19 protein-coding genes, 3 pseudogenes and 1 other annotated feature are annotated in these 17398 nt (G+C 40.5%); of the genes and pseudogenes, 21 read left to right on the top strand and 1 reads right to left on the bottom strand.

Annotation, left to right across the window (positions count from 1 at the left end; all coding sequences use genetic code 11):
- Position 1 precedes the first annotated feature (1 nt).
- The 3 genes and pseudogenes from MKX97_RS09530 to MKX97_RS09520 all read left to right on the top strand — a co-directional run.
- The gene (locus tag MKX97_RS09530) at positions 2–367 is read left to right on the top strand and encodes a DUF6262 family protein (protein WP_342535843.1); all 366 of its coding nucleotides are present in this window, start codon (positions 2–4) and stop codon (positions 365–367) included.
- A 124-nt stretch (positions 368–491) separates the two neighbouring features.
- Positions 492–998 (top strand): YrvL family regulatory protein, encoded by a 507-nt coding sequence (locus MKX97_RS09525; protein ID WP_342535842.1) that lies wholly within the window; start codon positions 492–494, stop codon positions 996–998.
- Positions 999–1670: 672 nt separating this feature from the next.
- A pseudogene (locus MKX97_RS09520) lies at positions 1671–2147 on the top strand (hypothetical protein); the annotation flags it as partial.
- Here MKX97_RS09520 and MKX97_RS09515 read toward each other — a convergent pair.
- Positions 2104–3120: pseudogene (locus MKX97_RS09515) on the bottom strand (transposase); the annotation flags it as partial. The pseudogenes MKX97_RS09520 and MKX97_RS09515 overlap by 44 nt on opposite strands.
- Before the next feature lie 396 nt (positions 3121–3516).
- On the opposite strand from MKX97_RS09515, the gene MKX97_RS09510 reads away from it, so the two are divergent.
- The 18 genes and pseudogenes from MKX97_RS09510 to obgE all read left to right on the top strand — a co-directional run bounded on the left by MKX97_RS09510 (position 3517) and on the right by obgE (position 17362).
- Positions 3517–4236, top strand: a complete 720-nt coding sequence (locus tag MKX97_RS09510; RefSeq protein WP_342535841.1) for an ABC transporter ATP-binding protein — start codon at positions 3517–3519, stop codon at positions 4234–4236.
- Positions 4205–6670: an FtsX-like permease family protein gene (locus MKX97_RS09505; RefSeq protein ID WP_342535840.1), complete on the top strand. Its 2466-nt coding sequence runs from the start codon at positions 4205–4207 to the stop codon at positions 6668–6670. Before MKX97_RS09510 ends, MKX97_RS09505 begins: the two co-directional genes overlap by 32 nt.
- 6 nt (positions 6671–6676) lie before the next feature.
- A complete protein-coding gene (locus MKX97_RS09500; RefSeq protein WP_342535839.1) occupies positions 6677–7183 on the top strand; it encodes a PadR family transcriptional regulator in 507 nt (168 codons plus the stop codon).
- A gap of 71 nt (positions 7184–7254) precedes the next feature.
- Positions 7255–7890: a hypothetical protein gene (locus MKX97_RS09495; RefSeq protein ID WP_342535838.1), complete on the top strand. Its 636-nt coding sequence runs from the start codon at positions 7255–7257 to the stop codon at positions 7888–7890.
- 204 nt (positions 7891–8094) lie between these two features.
- Entirely contained in the window at positions 8095–8325 is a 231-nt protein-coding gene (locus tag MKX97_RS09490; protein WP_342535837.1) for a hypothetical protein, read from the top strand.
- Positions 8326–8561: 236 nt separating this feature from the next.
- Positions 8562–8702 (top strand): annotated as a pseudogene (locus MKX97_RS09485) (JAB domain-containing protein); the annotation flags it as partial.
- Between the two features lie 171 nt (positions 8703–8873).
- On the top strand, positions 8874–9890 hold the full coding sequence (locus MKX97_RS09480; RefSeq protein ID WP_040759197.1) for a rod shape-determining protein: 1017 nt from the start codon (positions 8874–8876) through the stop codon (positions 9888–9890).
- An 18-nt stretch (positions 9891–9908) separates the two neighbouring features.
- Entirely contained in the window at positions 9909–10802 is an 894-nt protein-coding gene (gene mreC, locus MKX97_RS09475; protein ID WP_342535836.1) for a rod shape-determining protein MreC, read from the top strand.
- Positions 10799–11320 (top strand): rod shape-determining protein MreD, encoded by a 522-nt coding sequence (gene mreD / locus MKX97_RS09470; protein ID WP_078816764.1) that lies wholly within the window; start codon positions 10799–10801, stop codon positions 11318–11320. The genes mreC and mreD overlap by 4 nt, the downstream gene beginning before the upstream one ends.
- Positions 11321–11333: 13 nt before the next feature.
- Positions 11334–12011 (top strand): septum site-determining protein MinC, encoded by a 678-nt coding sequence (minC, locus tag MKX97_RS09465; RefSeq protein WP_078816763.1) that lies wholly within the window; start codon positions 11334–11336, stop codon positions 12009–12011.
- A 1-nt stretch (position 12012) separates the two neighbouring features.
- Positions 12013–12813, top strand: a complete 801-nt coding sequence (gene minD, locus MKX97_RS09460) for a septum site-determining protein MinD (RefSeq protein WP_040759193.1) — start codon at positions 12013–12015, stop codon at positions 12811–12813.
- Between the two features lie 108 nt (positions 12814–12921).
- Positions 12922–13464, top strand: a complete 543-nt coding sequence (locus MKX97_RS09455; RefSeq protein WP_078816762.1) for a peptidoglycan DD-metalloendopeptidase family protein — start codon at positions 12922–12924, stop codon at positions 13462–13464.
- Complete coding sequence (locus tag MKX97_RS09450) at positions 13461–14075, top strand: M50 family metallopeptidase (protein ID WP_078816761.1); 615 nt, start codon at positions 13461–13463, stop codon at positions 14073–14075. Before MKX97_RS09455 ends, MKX97_RS09450 begins: the two co-directional genes overlap by 4 nt.
- 292 nt (positions 14076–14367) lie before the next feature.
- Positions 14368–14443, top strand: a sequence feature (ribosomal protein L21 leader region).
- 13 nt (positions 14444–14456) lie between these two features.
- Positions 14457–14765, top strand: a complete 309-nt coding sequence (gene rplU / locus MKX97_RS09445) for a 50S ribosomal protein L21 (protein WP_009497483.1) — start codon at positions 14457–14459, stop codon at positions 14763–14765.
- A 6-nt stretch (positions 14766–14771) separates the two neighbouring features.
- Positions 14772–15098: a ribosomal-processing cysteine protease Prp gene (locus MKX97_RS09440; RefSeq protein ID WP_221836597.1), complete on the top strand. Its 327-nt coding sequence runs from the start codon at positions 14772–14774 to the stop codon at positions 15096–15098.
- Positions 15099–15110: 12 nt separating this feature from the next.
- Positions 15111–15401 carry a 50S ribosomal protein L27 gene (rpmA, locus tag MKX97_RS09435; protein WP_009497481.1) on the top strand — a complete coding sequence of 97 codons (291 nt, stop codon included), beginning with the start codon at positions 15111–15113 and terminating at the stop codon, positions 15399–15401.
- 134 nt (positions 15402–15535) lie between these two features.
- Positions 15536–16069: a Spo0B domain-containing protein gene (locus MKX97_RS09430; RefSeq protein WP_221836599.1), complete on the top strand. Its 534-nt coding sequence runs from the start codon at positions 15536–15538 to the stop codon at positions 16067–16069.
- A gap of 3 nt (positions 16070–16072) precedes the next feature.
- The gene (gene obgE / locus MKX97_RS09425; protein ID WP_009497479.1) at positions 16073–17362 is read left to right on the top strand and encodes a GTPase ObgE; all 1290 of its coding nucleotides are present in this window, start codon (positions 16073–16075) and stop codon (positions 17360–17362) included.
- Positions 17363–17398 lie beyond the last annotated feature (36 nt).

The raw sequence follows: 17398 nt of genomic DNA, 5'->3' as shown, positions 1-17398 counted from the left end.
GATGACTAGAAAGAGTAACACAACTGCCATAATTCAACTATCAAAAGAAAAGTCGGAGAACACAAGAATTAGGGTTGAAAAGACAATTTCAGAGATGGCATTGAAAAAAGAGAAGATTAATTTTAATTCTGTTGCACAAAAAGCAAATGTTTCAAAGTCATGGCTTTATAAACAAAAAGGCATCAGAACTAGGGTGGAGACCTTAAGAGGGATGCAAATAAGTGAAGTAGCCCCTCGTAAACCAAGTAAAAGTCCCCGTTCAGAGGATGTATTAATAAAGACCTTAAAAAGCCGTATAAAGTCACTAGAAGAAGAGAACGAACAATTAAAGGATCAGGTTCAAAAATTACATGGCAAGCTGTTTTAGAGTTATTGTACATCTTAGAACTAATATGGCGTTCGGATTAGTGTAAACCTTCGCTATAGGTATGTGTTAAAATAAACTTATGAAGTATGATTACGAGAAGGAATTTCAACAAACGGGCCAGATTGTGGGATTTGTAAATGAAAAAACTAAATTAAATGTGAGGTATAGCAAGGAGGGGTTCACTATAAAAAAACTTAAAACAGTTGTCATTTGTACGTCCATAGTGTTGTTCATTTTACTCGCTATTACTTTTTTTGAATATATTTTCTTAAGATTACTCGGATTACAATATAATTCTATTAGTGCCTTACTGTTTTTCTTTGTCCTATATATCTTTCTTGAAATACCACTATCACTCATTACAAATGCGATACCAAAGGCTCTGAAATCCGTGGGTATTATAAAAACAAGTAAGGGCTGGCTATCGTTTATCTTAAACACGGGGCTTACGTTTTTGTTAATCGGATTACTCGACATTTTTATGGTGAATATTGAAATTTCTATACAAGGTGCATTTGTATTTGCTTTGATCTCTGGTTTCCTAAATTGGAAATTAAGTAATGACGATAAAGAACCACCTGATGCTACTAGCAAAGAATTCAAGGAAATAGGGAATAAGTATAATTCATAAATACAGTGTGATTTTGGGATTTGTGTAATAATTTCAAATTACACAAACGGGCGCTTATCATGAACTAGAATCTGCGCTCTGTATTATAGAATCGGGCGCGATTGTCGGTGCGACACATTCCTGGCTCAAATGAATTGTGGTCAACACAATTCATTTGAGCCAGGCAATTTATTTTTAATTGAAGGATATTATCGAGAAGTCGAATGAAGAAGTAACGCTCTGAAAGGCTTCCCCTGTTTCGAGTAGAACGCTACTTAGTAAGGAAATGCGTGTTATAAGCTCGGTTAATAAGCGTGAGAATGGCAATGTAAACACAATAACATACTGTATTGCTGACGAGCTTCCGAATGTACGGGTCTAGACGCGCATTATATAGAAATGTATTTACTACCACATGTAGGGTTAGCTGTGGATGAGTAAGAATCGGCAATATAAAAATCCATCTTGTGTTACAGGCACATGCAATGCTAACAGGCTCAGAGGAAGCACCTAAGTCTGTTCCATAATAGATCAATATTCAACGTGGTAAACTGATGACGTGGAGGGCTTACTCCCTGCGAAGCGTTGAAAAGGAAAGTAGTCGTGAGACTAGCGGCTATATAACTTTTCTTTATATCAGGGGTCCTACCAACAAAAAGCGCAAAACATACGCTAAGCAAATTTCGACATGAAAAAGGCAAGTTGAAGAAAGATGTGTTCATTAATGGAATGAAAGAGCATTTAGCACACAAAATAAATGGTCGCTGAAATTAAATCAAGTGATAAAAAATATAAACATGACAATTTCTCACATAAACATTGTCCAAACTGCGGAAGACCAATGCTTGAAGTGAATGGTAAAATGGGTGAAATGTTAGTATTCCAAGATCGTGAATGTGGTCACCGCAAGAACGTGTCACGTGTAACAAACGCTCGCTGCTCTCTATGTAAAAAGAAAATGGAACTACGAGGCGAAGGAAAAGGACAAATTTTCGCATGTAAATGCGGTTATCGCGAAAAACGATCTTCTTTTGAAGCTCATCGCAAAAAAAAGAAGGAAGTGGCAGAATTGATAAACGTAGCGTACAGAAGTATTTAAAGCAACAAGAAAAAGAGGCTGAACCACATATTTGGGGTCATAGCTATCGTAAAGATAGGAATGCTCCCTGAAACAAGTTGGCGCGAAATTCCAATCAAATCCAATGGGTTCTGGTTCGTTTCGCTTATTATAAGCGATGATAGATCGATGCCCCATACGGTGTACTTGTGCATAGATCGCTTCAAAGTCATAGCCGGCGTCCATCGTATGATACATCAGATTTCGAAGGGGAAGCCGTTCTGCCATTCCTTTTAACAATGGAATGGCAGCCTTACCGTCATTTAGACTACCGGAAGAAAACAAGGACTGCAGAATATACTGGCTGGATGCACCCACTGCTAAATGCCCTTTATAGCCGAACCAGAACACATTCTGCCTCTCACTGTTTTTCTTGACACCCCATTTAGGGTCTTGGGGGACTTCGGCACGAAGTTCGGCAAGCGATTCGTCCAGTTGTGCCTCGATCTTCTTTTCATATAGCGGAAGATTATCTTCAAGTTTCTCCTGTTCGACCAGCCATTGTTCACGTTCTTCCTTCTTTTTACGGCCGCGTTTCTTGGGTTCTTTCTTTGTTTTTTTCTGTTTGGCCGGCGCTTTATCACGTGCTTCGAAGTGAGTGGCGTCAATCGCTACTGTATCATCATCGATAAATCCTTCCGAGATGGCGTCCAGGACAATCGTCTCCTGTATTTTTTCCAAGATGTCAGTTTCACTAAGTTTCGAAAGCAGGCGACTGTATGAAGCTTCCGAAGGAACGTTGTCTGAAACTTTGAACCCGCAGTCCATCTTGAACGATAGATCGTTGTTCAAGCGCTTGATTAGATCTTTGTTTGTCGGAATCCGCTCGATGTAACGCGCAAAAACACTCACAACCATAGCGCCGTAATTTAATTCAGCAGGCGCACCCAAGTGGGATTTCTTGTTGATTTCGTGGAAAATGGCGTCCAAATAGATGGCAGCCATAATCTCTTCATATTTTTGGGTAGGTTCCATCTCGTATAATTCTTCGATGCTAAATAAGCTCTGTTGTCGTATAATGGTCATAGGGAGTACTCCTCCAGTCTTTTGGGATGTTTTTGTCGACTACCATTATACAAGACTTGGGGAGGTGCTTCCTTTTTTGTGTCTCCAAACCCTTGAGGGACAAGGGCTAGGAATTATGAGATTCATTCAGACTCTTTAATAATTTAAATGATGAATTTAAACAGATACCTAAGAACTGAATATTATCAGCCCATTGCACTAATAACAACAGTAGAAATAATCAAACTTCATGAAAGAACACAATACCCCCTAAGCATAATGTGTACTAAGTATATATTATGCTTAGGGGGTATTTTATAAAAAATACATATTTTATAATGAAATTTAAACGATTTCACTTTTATATATTATATACTTAGTATATAATGATTTTGAAAGAATAGGAGGAATTAAAACATGATTAAAATTAGAAATTTGAAAAAGGAATTTATACAGGGGCAAGAAAGAACTCAAGTCTTGAAGGGTTTTGATTTGAACGTTGAAGAAGGCGAATTTGTTGCTGTAATGGGCCCAAGTGGTTCTGGAAAGAGCACATTACTACAACTTTTAGGGGGTCTTGATGTCCCTACTGAAGGAGATATAGTAATAAATCAAAGTAATTTAAGTAATATGACGGAAAAAGAAAGAACGATATTTCGTAGAAAGTATATCGGTTTTATTTTTCAGAATTACCAGCTACTCCCTACATTAAGTGTAGAAGAAAATATAGCTTTCCCTCTTCATGCAGATGGCAGTTTAACTAAAAATAAGAACCAAATTATTGCAGAATTACTTGATTCTGTGGGATTGAAAGGGCTTGGTCGAAAACGTGCTAATTTGCTGAGTGGCGGTCAACAACAACGAGTTGCTATAGCCAGGGCATTAGTTAATAATCCTTCTGTTCTATTAGCCGATGAACCAACAGGAAATTTAGATAGAGGTAAAGCCGAAGAAATACTCGGATTAATATCAAGATTCAATCGAGAAAATAATCAAACAATCATCATGGTAACTCATGATATTTTCGCAGCCGGGTTTGCTGATCGAATTATTCTATTTAAGGATGGTATTATTGATCAAGTGATTTCTAGAAAGGATGATGATTATGCTAAATATGTGGCGAATTTCATGGCGTAATATTACACAAAATAAAAAAAGGTTTTTAATTTCCCTACTTGGGATAATCTTAGGTATAGCTTTTGTAACATCTATGCTTATTGCAGACAAAACAACAAATGATGTTTTCGATTATTATGAAGAAATGTATGTGGCAAATGCGGATTATTGGGTTCTTAGCGATGATCATACTTACTCTAAGGATGTGATTTCGTCAGTTTTAACTAGTCCAATTGTAACGGAAATCATGCTTGCACTTGATAAACAAGCTTTTTTTGAGCTGGAGGGTGATCAATCTCTAAATCAAAGATCCGTCCGAATTACAGGCGTGAATAATCAAAGCAGTTCTTTATTGAAACTTCCTGTTATCGAAGGGAGTTTGGATAATGAAGGTTTGGTGATACCAAAAGCTGTTGCAAATCTGTTAAATAAAAACGTAGGAGATACAATTAGATTTACCGATTTGGGAGAAGCCAAGGTTTCCGCCATTGTTGAATATACGCAGTTGCTTGCAAGTCCGAATAACTGGGAGCGTGCTGAATCAACCAGCTTCCGAATCATGGCTCCACTTGAATTGCTACAGGAATGGACTGGTATGGAGGACAAACTTTCCTATGTAAGATTTCAAACAAATGAAGAAGGAGAGCAATTTTTTCAATCTCTCCAGGAAGAATTTCGTAATTCAAATGCATATGTACAGCCAGTTGTCGCGGATGATCGGCAAAGTAACGATATAGGGGGACTATATACGTTCTTTTACTTAATTGCTGGATTATCTATGTTTATTAGCGGATTCATTGTTTTTAATATGATTTATACAAGTGTTATGGAGAGAAAAAAGGAATTTGCAATCATGAAAAGTTTCGGATATCTACAAAGTTCTGTTTCCAGACTTATTCTTATTGAAGTACTACTGTTGGGGCTAATAGGTACAGCTATTGGGGTGCCTATAGGAATTTGGCTTGGGGATATGTTCATGCAAACTTTACTAAGTGTATTTGAGTTTGACATGGTTTACACATTAAATTGGGAAATACCTACATTAATAGCCGTAGTAATTGGAATTTTATTTCCTGTTGTATCTTCATTATTTCCTATTTACAATGCGGGGAAAACCTCTGTGTTATTGACGTTAAAAATGGCAAATCAAACCCAATCATCGAGAAGCCTATACATAGTTAGGGCAGTTCTGGGTGTTGGCTTACTTGCTTTTGTATTTATCAATCATCCCATCTCTTATTTAGCGATTTTGGCAAGCATCATTTTGTTGTTTCCATTGTTGTTACTTGGTATGAGTAGGATATTTAAACCTATTTTAAAATTATTCTTCGGCTACTCTGGCAGTCTGGCAACGCAAAGCCTTACAAAACAATTAAATCGAAATGCTAATACTGCCGCTATTCTTGCTGTGGGGATTGCAGTGATATTATTACTAAGTGCTGTTATTGAATCTGCACCTGAAGGTTATGAAAATGAAATCAGGAATACGTATGGAGGAGACCTAAGAGTTTCATCAGAAGCACCTTGGTCTAATCAGGATAGAGAAAGGTTACTATCGTATGATGCTGTTGCAAATGCTGATCCTTTAACGGAAGCTACGCCAATTACATGGGTAACCACCGATGGAGAGAAGAGACAGTTCTCCATTTTTGCTGTAGATGAAGAAGGCCCCACATTGTTTGAAAGCTCTAAAGAGGAAAATTCATATAATGAACTGGCCAAAAAACCTTCTGTTATCCTCGGCGAAAGAGCTTTCGATGAATGGGGTGGAAAAATAGGAGAATATATTTACATTAATACACCCTCAGGTAAACAACAACTAGAAGTCCTTGAGGTAGTGAAAACATCGAATTACTCAGGCTATGTGGCATTTATGGATGAGAATCATTTAAATAATGAATTTGGTTGGGCGAATCATTTCGACATGTTATTAAGTTTAAATGACGGATATAATGGTGAACAATTACGTAATCAGTTATGGTTGGATTTCAGCACTCATCTCTCAAAAGTAGAAACGGTAGAAGATGAAATTAAATCAACTACTTCAGCATTGACTGGTATGAATGAGTTGATTTTAATCATGTTAGTTTTAATCATTGGACTAGCTAGTATTGGTACAGCAAACACTTTATTAATGAATACGTTGGAACGCACCGCCGAGATAGGGACAATGCGTGCTCTTGGATTTACGAAACAGCAAGTTAAAAAGATGATCATTGGAGAAGGTTTACTTATAGGATTGTCGGGGGTTATTGGTGGTATAATTTCAGGTGTAGTTTTACTTTATACAACTAGTAAATCTGAACTATTAGAAGGATTTATATCTTTTCAATTACCTTTAGGGAATATAATTCTGGCACTAATTGCTGGTGTTTCTTTAAGTCTCTTTGCTTCTTGGATTTCAAGTACTACCGCTAGTAAAATAAATATTATATCATCACTCAAAGAAGGTTAAGCAATTATGTCGGTTAAGTACGGAATATTAACATTGCTATTTCTACAGAAAAATCATGGGTATGAATTAAAACTAGAGCTAGAATCTCTTCTGGGAGTTAAAGGAAAAATTAATCCTGGTCAAATTTATACGACTCTGGACCGTCTAATACGTGATCAACTGGTCTTATCTGTAGGAATTGATGACCAAGAAAGAAAACTTTATGAAATCACTATAGAAGGAAAAAAAGAGTTGGAAAATTGGTTACTGGAACCCGTTCCCTATCATTCTACTAAAGAAGACTTTCATTTTAAATGGAGCTGTGCTCGAAAGATTGATTTCGAAGAAGAAAAGAAAATGCTTGATCAACAAAAAGTGATGATAATGAAAGATGTCATGGAATTGACTAAATTTAAAACGGAATTTCTACTTCAAGGTGACGAGAATAGGTATTTATTAATCACTGGTACACTCTTGCATTTAGAAGCAGATTTAAACTGGATAAATCAAGTTGAAAATCGAAATAGACCATAATTCTAGGTGAAGTTTTCCCTTTTTAAAAACCTTTACCTTTATTAATCTTTTGAAAGGGAGTGAACATTCTTTTGGATGTTATCCTTGATTATAATTGGGAATTGTTTATCTCTTTAGAGGTATTGTCATTAGGGTCCCTGATCTTTTTCGGTATATTTCGCTATTTTTTTAAAAAGCCTCAATTTAGCCTAATGTTCATTTTTTTATTTCTGTTTTTGTTGATAATTGAGGGGTTACTCGGACTGTATGTTTATCGTCAAACAGGGGAAATTTCCACTTTTCAAATCGTTATTATCATCTTTATCATCTATGCTTTTACATTTGGTATAACTGATTTTATCAAATTGGATCGTTGGATGCGTAAAAAGGTTGGAAAGTTACGTGGCGTTGAATTATTGACTGATAAAGATTATGAGATTATTGAAAGAAATAGTAATCCTAAATATATTGCGAAGAAATATCGTGTATCATCCTATATTCATTTAGTTTTGTTCATTACAGTTCAAGCTATTCTGTGGGTAATTGGTACAGAAAGTTTGGCAGAAATAAAGATGTACTTAAGTGATTTTTCGTGGCTAGGAAATGAAAATGCTAAAGAATCACCTTATCCAAATGATGCTGCGTTTGCAATAGGTGTAATTTGGGGAATTGTATTTATTGCTGACTTTATTTATTCATGGTCTTATACATTGTTTCCTAAAAAATAGGCAGAAGCAAGTTTGAACTTCAAAATTCGCACAATTATGGCATATACAAGTTATAATCGCCTTTTAATAATTAGTGGAAACAAGATATTAATCTATCCTTTGAATACATGTCCACAATGAAATAGTGTTGTTTATTTAAGTATGATTACGAGAAGGAATTTCAACAAACGGGCCATTTTACGGAGTAAACCAGGGGGTAGCGCAATGCGATTTTATGACAGATCGCTTAAAGCCTATTTATTTAACGATTTGAGTGCTGTTGAAGAACATGACGGAGAATCCATTTATCTTTTTGAAGAAGGGTATGTAACAGTCCTTGGCGAGTTTGAACACGAGAAATACGGTGGAGGTACAGCTTGTATTATTTTTAATCACGAAGACGTTATTTCTGTATCAAAAAAAATGTTGCGCTTTGTTGATGATAACCAATCGTAAAAGTGATGGGATAACCTTCTCCAAACGGGCGCGATTGTTGCAGATCAAAAGCCTAATTCCTCGGTGAAATATAAAGAGGAATTAGGTTTTTTATTTATGGTACATTCTTATTGACTGTAATCAATTGTCATCTAAAAATTACATTGTGTTTTTCCGTTTGATTTAATACGTTAAGTATATGTCCTTAAAGCAAGAGTCTTGATATTAATGGATTTTTAGTAGTTTACTCTTGATAAGACCCTACGCCATCCAGGGAGGATATCGAAGTGACGAAACGACTAATGGAAGCGGGGGCGATCATGGGCATAGACGTCCTTGATCACATCATTATCGGCGACCAAAAGTTCATCAGCCTTAAGGATAAGGGATATATTTAAGAGGGATGATAGACTGTTAGATGCATGCAAGAGACTGGGGAAATCGGTCTCTTTTTTCGTGTTTTTTGCATTCTAGTGAGACCCCACTGTAAATTTAGTTACCTTTCCGTTATAATGTGGTGTATGCTTTTAAGAAGGCCGTTGACGGTTATGCAGAAAGGAAGAACTAATTTGTTTGGAATCGGAACTAAAGATGTAGGAATCGACCTGGGTACAGCCAATACATTGGTCTTTATCAAAGGAAAAGGTATTGTGCTGCGGGAACCTTCCGTAGTAGCTAAAAACACTGTGACAAATGAAATCGTAGCAGTCGGTAGTGCTGCTAAAAATATGATTGGACGTACGCCAGGCTCCATCGTGGCGACTCGCCCGATGAAAGACGGGGTCATTGCGGATTTTGAAACAACAACTGCAATGATTGAGCATTATATGAAAGAGGCAACAAAGGCTTCCGGCGGTTCATGGAAGAAGCCGAATGTCATGATTTGTGTGCCATACGGAATTACTTCCGTCGAGCAACGTGCAGTCATTGATGCGGCACGTCAAGCAGGAGCAAAAGATGCATTCACGATTGAAGAGCCTTTTGCGGCAGCAATCGGAGCAAATTTGCCGGTTTGGGAACCAACGGGCAGTATGGTCGTCGATATAGGTGGCGGTACGACAGAAGTCGCAGTCATTTCACTTGGCGGTATTGTAACGAGCGAATCAATCCGCGTCGGTGGGGATACGATGGATTTAGCGATTATCAGCTATATTCGCAAGACGTACAACTTAACGATCGGTGAGCGTACGGCAGAGGCGATCAAAATTGAGATCGGTTCCGCTAAAGATGCAGTGAAAGCGGAAAAGATGGATATTCGCGGTCGTGACCTATTGACGGGTCTGCCGAAAACATTGGAAATTTCTTCAGAAGAAATTGTCGAAGCGTTGCGCGAATCTATTTTGCAGATTATTGAAGGTGTGAAAAAGACACTGGAAACTACTCCGCCTGAATTATCTTCAGACGTGATGGAACGCGGAATCGTCTTGACAGGCGGGGGCGCGATGCTTCGCAATTTGGACAAGGTTATTTCGGATGAAACGAATATGCCTGTGTTTATCGCAGAAGATCCATTGGACTGTGTGGCTATGGGTACCGGAAAAGCATTAGATAACTTAGAAGTTATCAAAAAAATGCAAGTAAAATAATTGGAGGAGATGTAGGCAATGCCACGTTTTTTTTCCAATAAACGATTAATCATTTTATTAGTAGGAGTAATCGTCCTTGTGGCATTAATTGCATTCTCACTTCGTGACCGGGATCATTCAAATTTACCGGAGCAAGTAGTGAAGGATGTTGTCGGTTTCGGACAGTCAATGTTCACGAAACCGGCTCATTTTGTTACGGGGATTATTGAAAATATTGATACGATGCTTAATACATACGAAGAAAACAAACGATTGAAGGAACGACTGGATGCGTATGCGGCTACGCAAGCCGAGCTGGTCGATGTGAAATCGGATAATGTGAAATTGCGGGAGATCGTCAAGAAGCTGGATGATTTACGAGCGTACGAGCCGATCCAATCAACGGTGATTTCACGAAATCCAGATCAATGGGAAGATAAGCTGATTGTCGATAAAGGAACGACGGACGGTGTGGAAGTCAATATGGCCGTCATTACTTCTCAAGGATTGATCGGGAAAGTTGTGCTTTCCAATCCATTCACATCTACAGTGGAATTGCTATCAACTGAAAATATCAATTTCCGCGTAGCTGCAATGATTGCAGGAGACGAAGAGATCTTCGGTCTGATTGAAGGATTTGACCGACAATCACGTCAATTGATCATGAAGCGAATCGACTCTAGCTTTGACGTGAAAAAAGGCATGCAGGTCACGTCTTCTGGTCTAGGCGGGATTTTCCCTAAAGGTATTTTAATTGGCGAAATAACGGAAGTGTCAACGGATGACTATGGTCTTACGAAGCTTGCGTACATTCGGCCAGCAGCTAATTTTTCCATGCTGGATCACGTGATGATTGCCAAACGTTCATCGACTATCGTGGATGGAACGGATGGAGGCAGCTCTGCTGACACAGAGGGGGACGATGAATCATGACTCGGTTCGTCATCCCTCTCATTGCAGTTGTATTGTTTTTCTTGGAGCCGATTTTTAGTCTGTTCTCGCCAATTGAACAGAACGGAGAATTATTTGTATTCGTTCCGAGATTTTTGATTGTTTACTTGATTTTCATTGCGGCTTATTACAGTCGTCAGCGGGCCATTTTATATGGTTTGATACTTGGACTCTTGTATGATATGTATCACATTGATATTATTGGACTATACACTTTTATGTACCCGCTCATTTGTTATTTATCTACGTTGGTGATCCGCCAAATTCAGCGGCACACATTGACGGTCATGGTATTATCATTAGTGATGATTGTCTTGCTTGAAATTCTTTCGTACTTTTTTGCTAGCGTGATCGCGCTCACGTCGATCGATTTCAATGAATTCTTGACGAGTCGACTCGTGCCGACGGTGATTGCCAATTCAATATTCATTGTAATGTTTGGCTGGACGTTTAAGCAAATTACATTAAAACGATTTTCTCAAAAACAAGCTGGTTTTTAAGTATTGCGAGGTGATGTGGGTGACAAAATCACAAATGGTAACCATAAAAGGAACAAAAGACGGCTTGGTGCTTCGGCTGGACGACCATTGTTCGTTTTCCGAGCTGCTGGAAGAGCTGGAGGAAAAAGTACAGGGCACCGGACTCGAAGGCGTTGCAGAAGTGCAGTTGCATACAGGGCACCGTTATTGTGACGAACAAGACATGAAAAGCATTCTCTCGGTCATTCATCATTCTCCTCATTTACGAGTTTCAAAGGTTCAGAGTGATGTCATATCGTTGGAAGAATGTCAGCAAAAGCTGATCGAGAAGCAATCCGAAACCTATATTGGGATTGTTCGATCAGGACAAATCGTAAAGGCGGCTGGCGATTTAGTCATTATTGGCGATGTGAATCCAAATGCCCAAGTTATTGCGGGTGGGAGTATTTACATTTTGGGTAGGCTGAAAGGCATAGCGCATGCGGGAGCCAAAGGTAATTTGGAAGCCGTGATAGCTGCTTCTTGGCTGGAGGCTACGCATTTGAAAATTGCGGATAAAATGGAGACGATGACGGATGAATTGACGATCCTTTCCGAACATCCTGAAATGGAATGTGCGTACATCCATGATAATGGACAGATTGCGATTGACCGCCTCCAAGAACTCCGACATTTACGTCCGGGCCTTGCTACATTTAAAGGAGGTATATAATTTGGGAGAAGCAATTGTTATTACTTCTGGTAAGGGTGGCGTCGGTAAAACAACTACGTCCGCCAATCTCGGCACCGCCCTTGCATTACAAGGAAAAAAAGTTTGTTTAATTGATACTGATATCGGTCTGCGAAATTTAGACGTTATTCTCGGCTTGGAAAACCGGATTATTTACGACCTTGTCGATGTCGTCGAAGGCCGTTGTAAGATACATCAAGCCCTTGTAAAAGACAAGCGCTTCGATGATCGTCTGTTTTTATTGCCGGCTGCTCAGACGACGGATAAAAGCGCCGTGTCTCCAGAGCAGATGAAAAAACTCATCACAGAATTAAAAATGGATTACGATTATATTTTGATCGACTGTCCTGCAGGAATCGAGCAAGGATATAAAAATGCCATTGCCGGAGCGGATCGGGCAATTGTTGTCACGACTCCGGAAATTTCTGCCGTTCGTGATGCAGATCGGATCATCGGACTACTGGAATCAGAAAAAGATATAGAACCACCAAAATTGATCATCAACCGAATAAAAGGCCGTTTGATGGAGAGCGGAGATGCGCTTGACGTCAATGAAATCACAACACATTTGTCGATTGACTTGCTAGGGATCGTCTTAGACGATGAAAACGTGATTTCTTCTTCCAATAAAGGCGAGCCTGTCGTGATGGACCCTTCCAATCCGGCTGCTGTAGGCTATCGGAATATTGCACGCCGCATTTTGGGTGAATCTGTGCCGTTGATGTCCATGGATACAGGGAAAACAGGATTTTTCGGTAAATTGAAATCATTGTTTAGTAAATAATTGAAATGAAACTCAGTGCCATTAAGGTACTGAGTTTTTTTGCGTCTATTTTCCACCCGCATTTCTAGAGCCGTTCTTTCATACACTGCAGGTAAGGGAGGGGAAGTGGTGAAGTGGAAAACCAAATGGATAATCGCTTTTCTTTTGACTGTGTCTGTAGTCGCTCTGTCAAAAATGGAAGAACGCCAACTCGTCAACATACCTATAACGCAATACGTCACAACAGGTAAAGATTTTGTAGTCATGAAAAAATGGGTTTCCTCCTGGATTGCGGATGATGAATCCATCACAGTATCAGCTGAAGCAGCATTCGACCCATTCGCCAAATATGAATCGTTTCAGCCTTACCAAGATGGTGCGATTATTTCGTACACTCAACCATTATCGATAACGTCACAAGGAAACGGACTCGTTGTATTTACAGGCTATACCCGCCAGTCAGGCAAAACGGTGACGATACAGTATGACAATGGAGACGAGGTGACGTACGGATTTGTCGGTTCTTTTTCGACGTTACCCTATACAACCGTCAGACGAGGGGATGAAATCGCCATGATGGATGAAGACGCTGTGTATATACGTGTGAAACGCAATGGTATTCCATTGGAGCCTACAGTACTCGCAACCTATATGACAGGCGACCTCGAATGAAATTTCGCATTCATCCAATTTTATTGCCGATTTTTTTATTTTTTATGATTGTCGGAGGCGTCTCATTGTATGCCATGATCTTATTTTCACTATTATTCCATGAGGTTGGACACATATGGGCTGCCAAACAAGCAGGGATGAATGTTCGCAGCTGCACAATCTTGCCGTACGGAGGAGAATTGCAAATCGTCAATCGTCAGTTGGCAACAAAACAGCAACGGCTGATCGTAGCACTTGGCGGACCGCTCGCGACAGCCGTTCTGTTACTCATTGCTTTACTCGTCTCATTCCCGGGAAGCGCTCAGCTTATTCAAATTCAACTCATATTGCTGGCCGTCAATTTGTTACCCATCCTGCCTCTAGACGGTGGACAAGCACTCTCCGTATTACTGGAAAGTAAAGACGATAAATACTCCTCACGCTCGATATTCACGCTCTATTCCATCATCGCGTCAATTGCCTTGTTTTTATTTTTAAGCATGTATCTGCCAGAAAGCCTTCCTTACACAATTGTAGCTGCTTTCCTAGCGGTTCAAAACATCATCTCCTATCGTTTCCGAAAGTACGAGCAAGTATTTGAACAAATTTCTTCAGCAAGACGGCGTTCATAATATATAAACTGAAATAGATGACTTGCACTCAAAGTAAAACGTAGAACCCGTTGATTTCCGTTCCAGGCGGACGCTTTCCGCGGGGCGCGAGTGAAAAGGAGCACATCTTTGCTCTGACAGGTGAGACAGCCAAGGAGCTCGCGACGGCTGGCTCACCGCGCGCCCTCCCGAAAGCGTACCTGCCTGGAGGGCAAATCCCGGATCACTTTCAAATTATTCTTTCACTCAATAAATATATCCCTTGACCAAGAGATTTCTATGTGATAATATTTTACTGTTATTGTTTGTAGCACCCGTGCTACAACCGCACTGATCAGGTACAAGCATTCGAGAGCGAATCACCTGTGAAGGCGAGTCTGAGTAAATAGAGGAGGTGCAAGTATGTACGCAATTATTGAAACTGGTGGAAAACAAATCAAAGTTGAAGCGGGCCAAGAAATCTTCATCGAGAAAGTTGCTGGTGAAGCTGACGAGGTTGTAACATTTGACAAAGTCCTTTTAGTAGGTGGGGATGACCTGAAAGTAGGTGCTCCTTTCGTAGAAGGCGCTACTGTAACAGGTAAAGTTGTCAAGCAAGGCCGTGGAAAGAAAATTACGGTTTTCAAATACAAGCCGAAAAAGAACTACCACAAAAAACAAGGTCACCGTCAGCCATACACGAAAATCGTGATCGACGGAATCAATCTATAATTCGGTATGATACATGTCCGAATTACAAAAGAGCCTTCTGGGCGCATCTCAGCTTTTGAGATGGACGGTCATGCTGAATTTGCAGAACACGGTAAAGATTTAGTATGTGCAGGCGCTTCAGCCGTATCCTTCGGGGCGGTCAATGCAATCGCTGAACTTACTGGAACTACACCTATGATCGAGCAAGGAGCGGACGGTGGATACTTGCGAGTGTCGTTTCCGGAAACGGAGCGGGACACGGAAGTCCAACTGATCGTGCAAGCAATGATCGTTTCTTTACAAACGATTGAATTAGACTATGGGCAATATATACAATTATCCTTTACCAAGTAGGAGGTGGCAGCTATGTTACGTTTGGATCTTCAGTTTTTCGCATCCAAAAAAGGAGTAGGTTCTACAAAGAACGGTCGTGACTCCGAATCGAAACGTCTTGGCGCTAAGCGTGCAGACGGACAATTCGTTTCCGGTGGTTCAATCCTTTATCGCCAACGCGGAACAAAAATTCACCCAGGTGAAAACGTTGGTCGCGGTGGAGATGATACTCTTTTCGCAAAAGTTGACGGCATCGTTCGTTTCGAACGCCTTGGCCGCGACAAAAAGAAAGTCAGCGTCTACCCAGAAGTGCAAGAAGCATAATTGGATAGCATGACGAAATAGAAAAAGGACTGCACTTGATGCAGTCCTTTTTCTATTTCTTTGTTGATTATTTTAGTGATTTCCGTACGTAAATGCTATACTAAGAAGTACGAATTCAGCTGGCGGTGAAAACAATGGGAAATATCGAATTAAATGTGTCCGACACCATGAGATACAGTCGGCATGACCATATGAATGACCTGCAATTATTGCTCATGTATTTGGACATGGGCAAGTATAAGGAAGCCAGAAAATGCATCCTGGACAAAACAGCAGAAATGCAGCAACTTGCAATGCTTCAGAAACTTTGTATGCCGCTAACGGAAGAGTGGTTGACTACATTGGACTGGAGATACCCAGTCTTTAAAAGCCACCTGCATTGCGACATCGCATCGAAAATAGAAGTGCAACAGATTGACGAAGTACTTGTGGATTACTTGGAACGTCTTGTACAGGACGTTATACCGAAGATCGACCAATATGCAGAATGTCCAGTGGAAATCACAGTCAGGACAGATGCAGCAGGGTGGAGTATTCAAATGACGTTTTCAGAAATACATGCAAAGCAAATGAACATAAGCGAGAATTCATCTCTGCTTACGGTTGAAGTCTGCGCTGAAGAGGGTCAATGGACGTTTATCATCAGTGGACAATTAGGAGGATTATAAATAATGTTTGTGGATCACGTAAAAGTATTTGTTAAAGGTGGCGACGGAGGCGACGGTATGGTCGCGTTTCGCCGAGAAAAGTATATTGCATATGGCGGCCCTGCTGGAGGGGATGGCGGAAAAGGCGCGGATGTAATCTTTGTCGTTGACGAAGGTCTACGTACGTTAATGGATTTCCGTTATCAGCGTCATTTTAAAGCACCGCGTGGAGAGCACGGAGGAAGTAAGAATATGCATGGACGCGGTGGCGCGAATTTAGTCGTGAAAGTTCCGCCCGGCACCGTCGTAAAAGATGCGGAAACTGGCACAGTCATTGCAGACCTTGTAGAAGACGGCCAGCAAGCTGTCATCGCTCGCGGGGGACGTGGAGGACGCGGCAATAGCCGTTTTGCGACACCTCAGAACACAGCTCCTGAGCTATCGGAAAAAGGTGAGCCAGGTGTCAGCCGTGATATCATACTGGAATTGAAAGTATTGGCTGATGTTGGATTGGTAGGTTTCCCGAGTGTCGGAAAATCCACCTTGTTATCTGTCGTTTCGGCAGCCAAGCCGAAGATCGCCGATTATCACTTCACTACGCTTGTACCGAACTTAGGGATGGTGGAAACGGATGATCACCGTACATTTGTTATGGCGGATTTGCCTGGCCTGATTGAAGGAGCGCATGAAGGAATCGGCCTCGGCCATCAGTTTTTGCGACATATTGAACGGACGCGTGTTATCGTCCACGTCATTGACATGTCTGGACTCGAAGGGCGCGAACCTTTCGAAGACTATCAGACCATCAATGCGGAGCTTGAGCAATATAATATGCGTCTGACCGAACGGCCGCAGATTGTAGTAGCCAATAAAATGGACATGCCGGATGCGGAAGAGAATTTAGCGGAATTCAAAAAAGCGCTGGGAGACGAAGATATACAAATATTCCCGATTTCGGCATTGACCAGAACAGGATTGGATCCATTGCTGTATGCAATTCTGGATTTATTGGAAACAACGCCTGAATTCCCAATGTTGGAAGAGGAAGAAGAGGAAGCGAATTCTGTCTTGTACAAACATGAGGCAACCGGTCCTGACTTTGTTATTTCTAGAGATGACGACGGTGCGTATGTATTGTCCGGTTACACATTGGAGCGCTTGTTCAAGATGACGGATTTCAATTTCGATCAATCTGTGCGGAAGTTTGCACGACAGATGCGCGGTATGGGTATCGACGATGCATTGCGTGAACGAGGTGCACAAGACGGCGATATCGTACGGATCTTGAACTATGAGTTCGAGTTCTTAGAATAAGTCGTCAAATGTAATTGCTCGTTGTGGGGGGAGCCA

Origin of the sequence: Sporosarcina sp. FSL K6-3508 (genome assembly GCF_038615825.1) — a bacterium.
GTDB classification, from domain to species: Bacteria; Bacillota; Bacilli; order Bacillales_A; family Planococcaceae; genus Sporosarcina; species Sporosarcina newyorkensis.
This window is presented reverse-complemented; position numbering and strand designations above follow the sequence as displayed.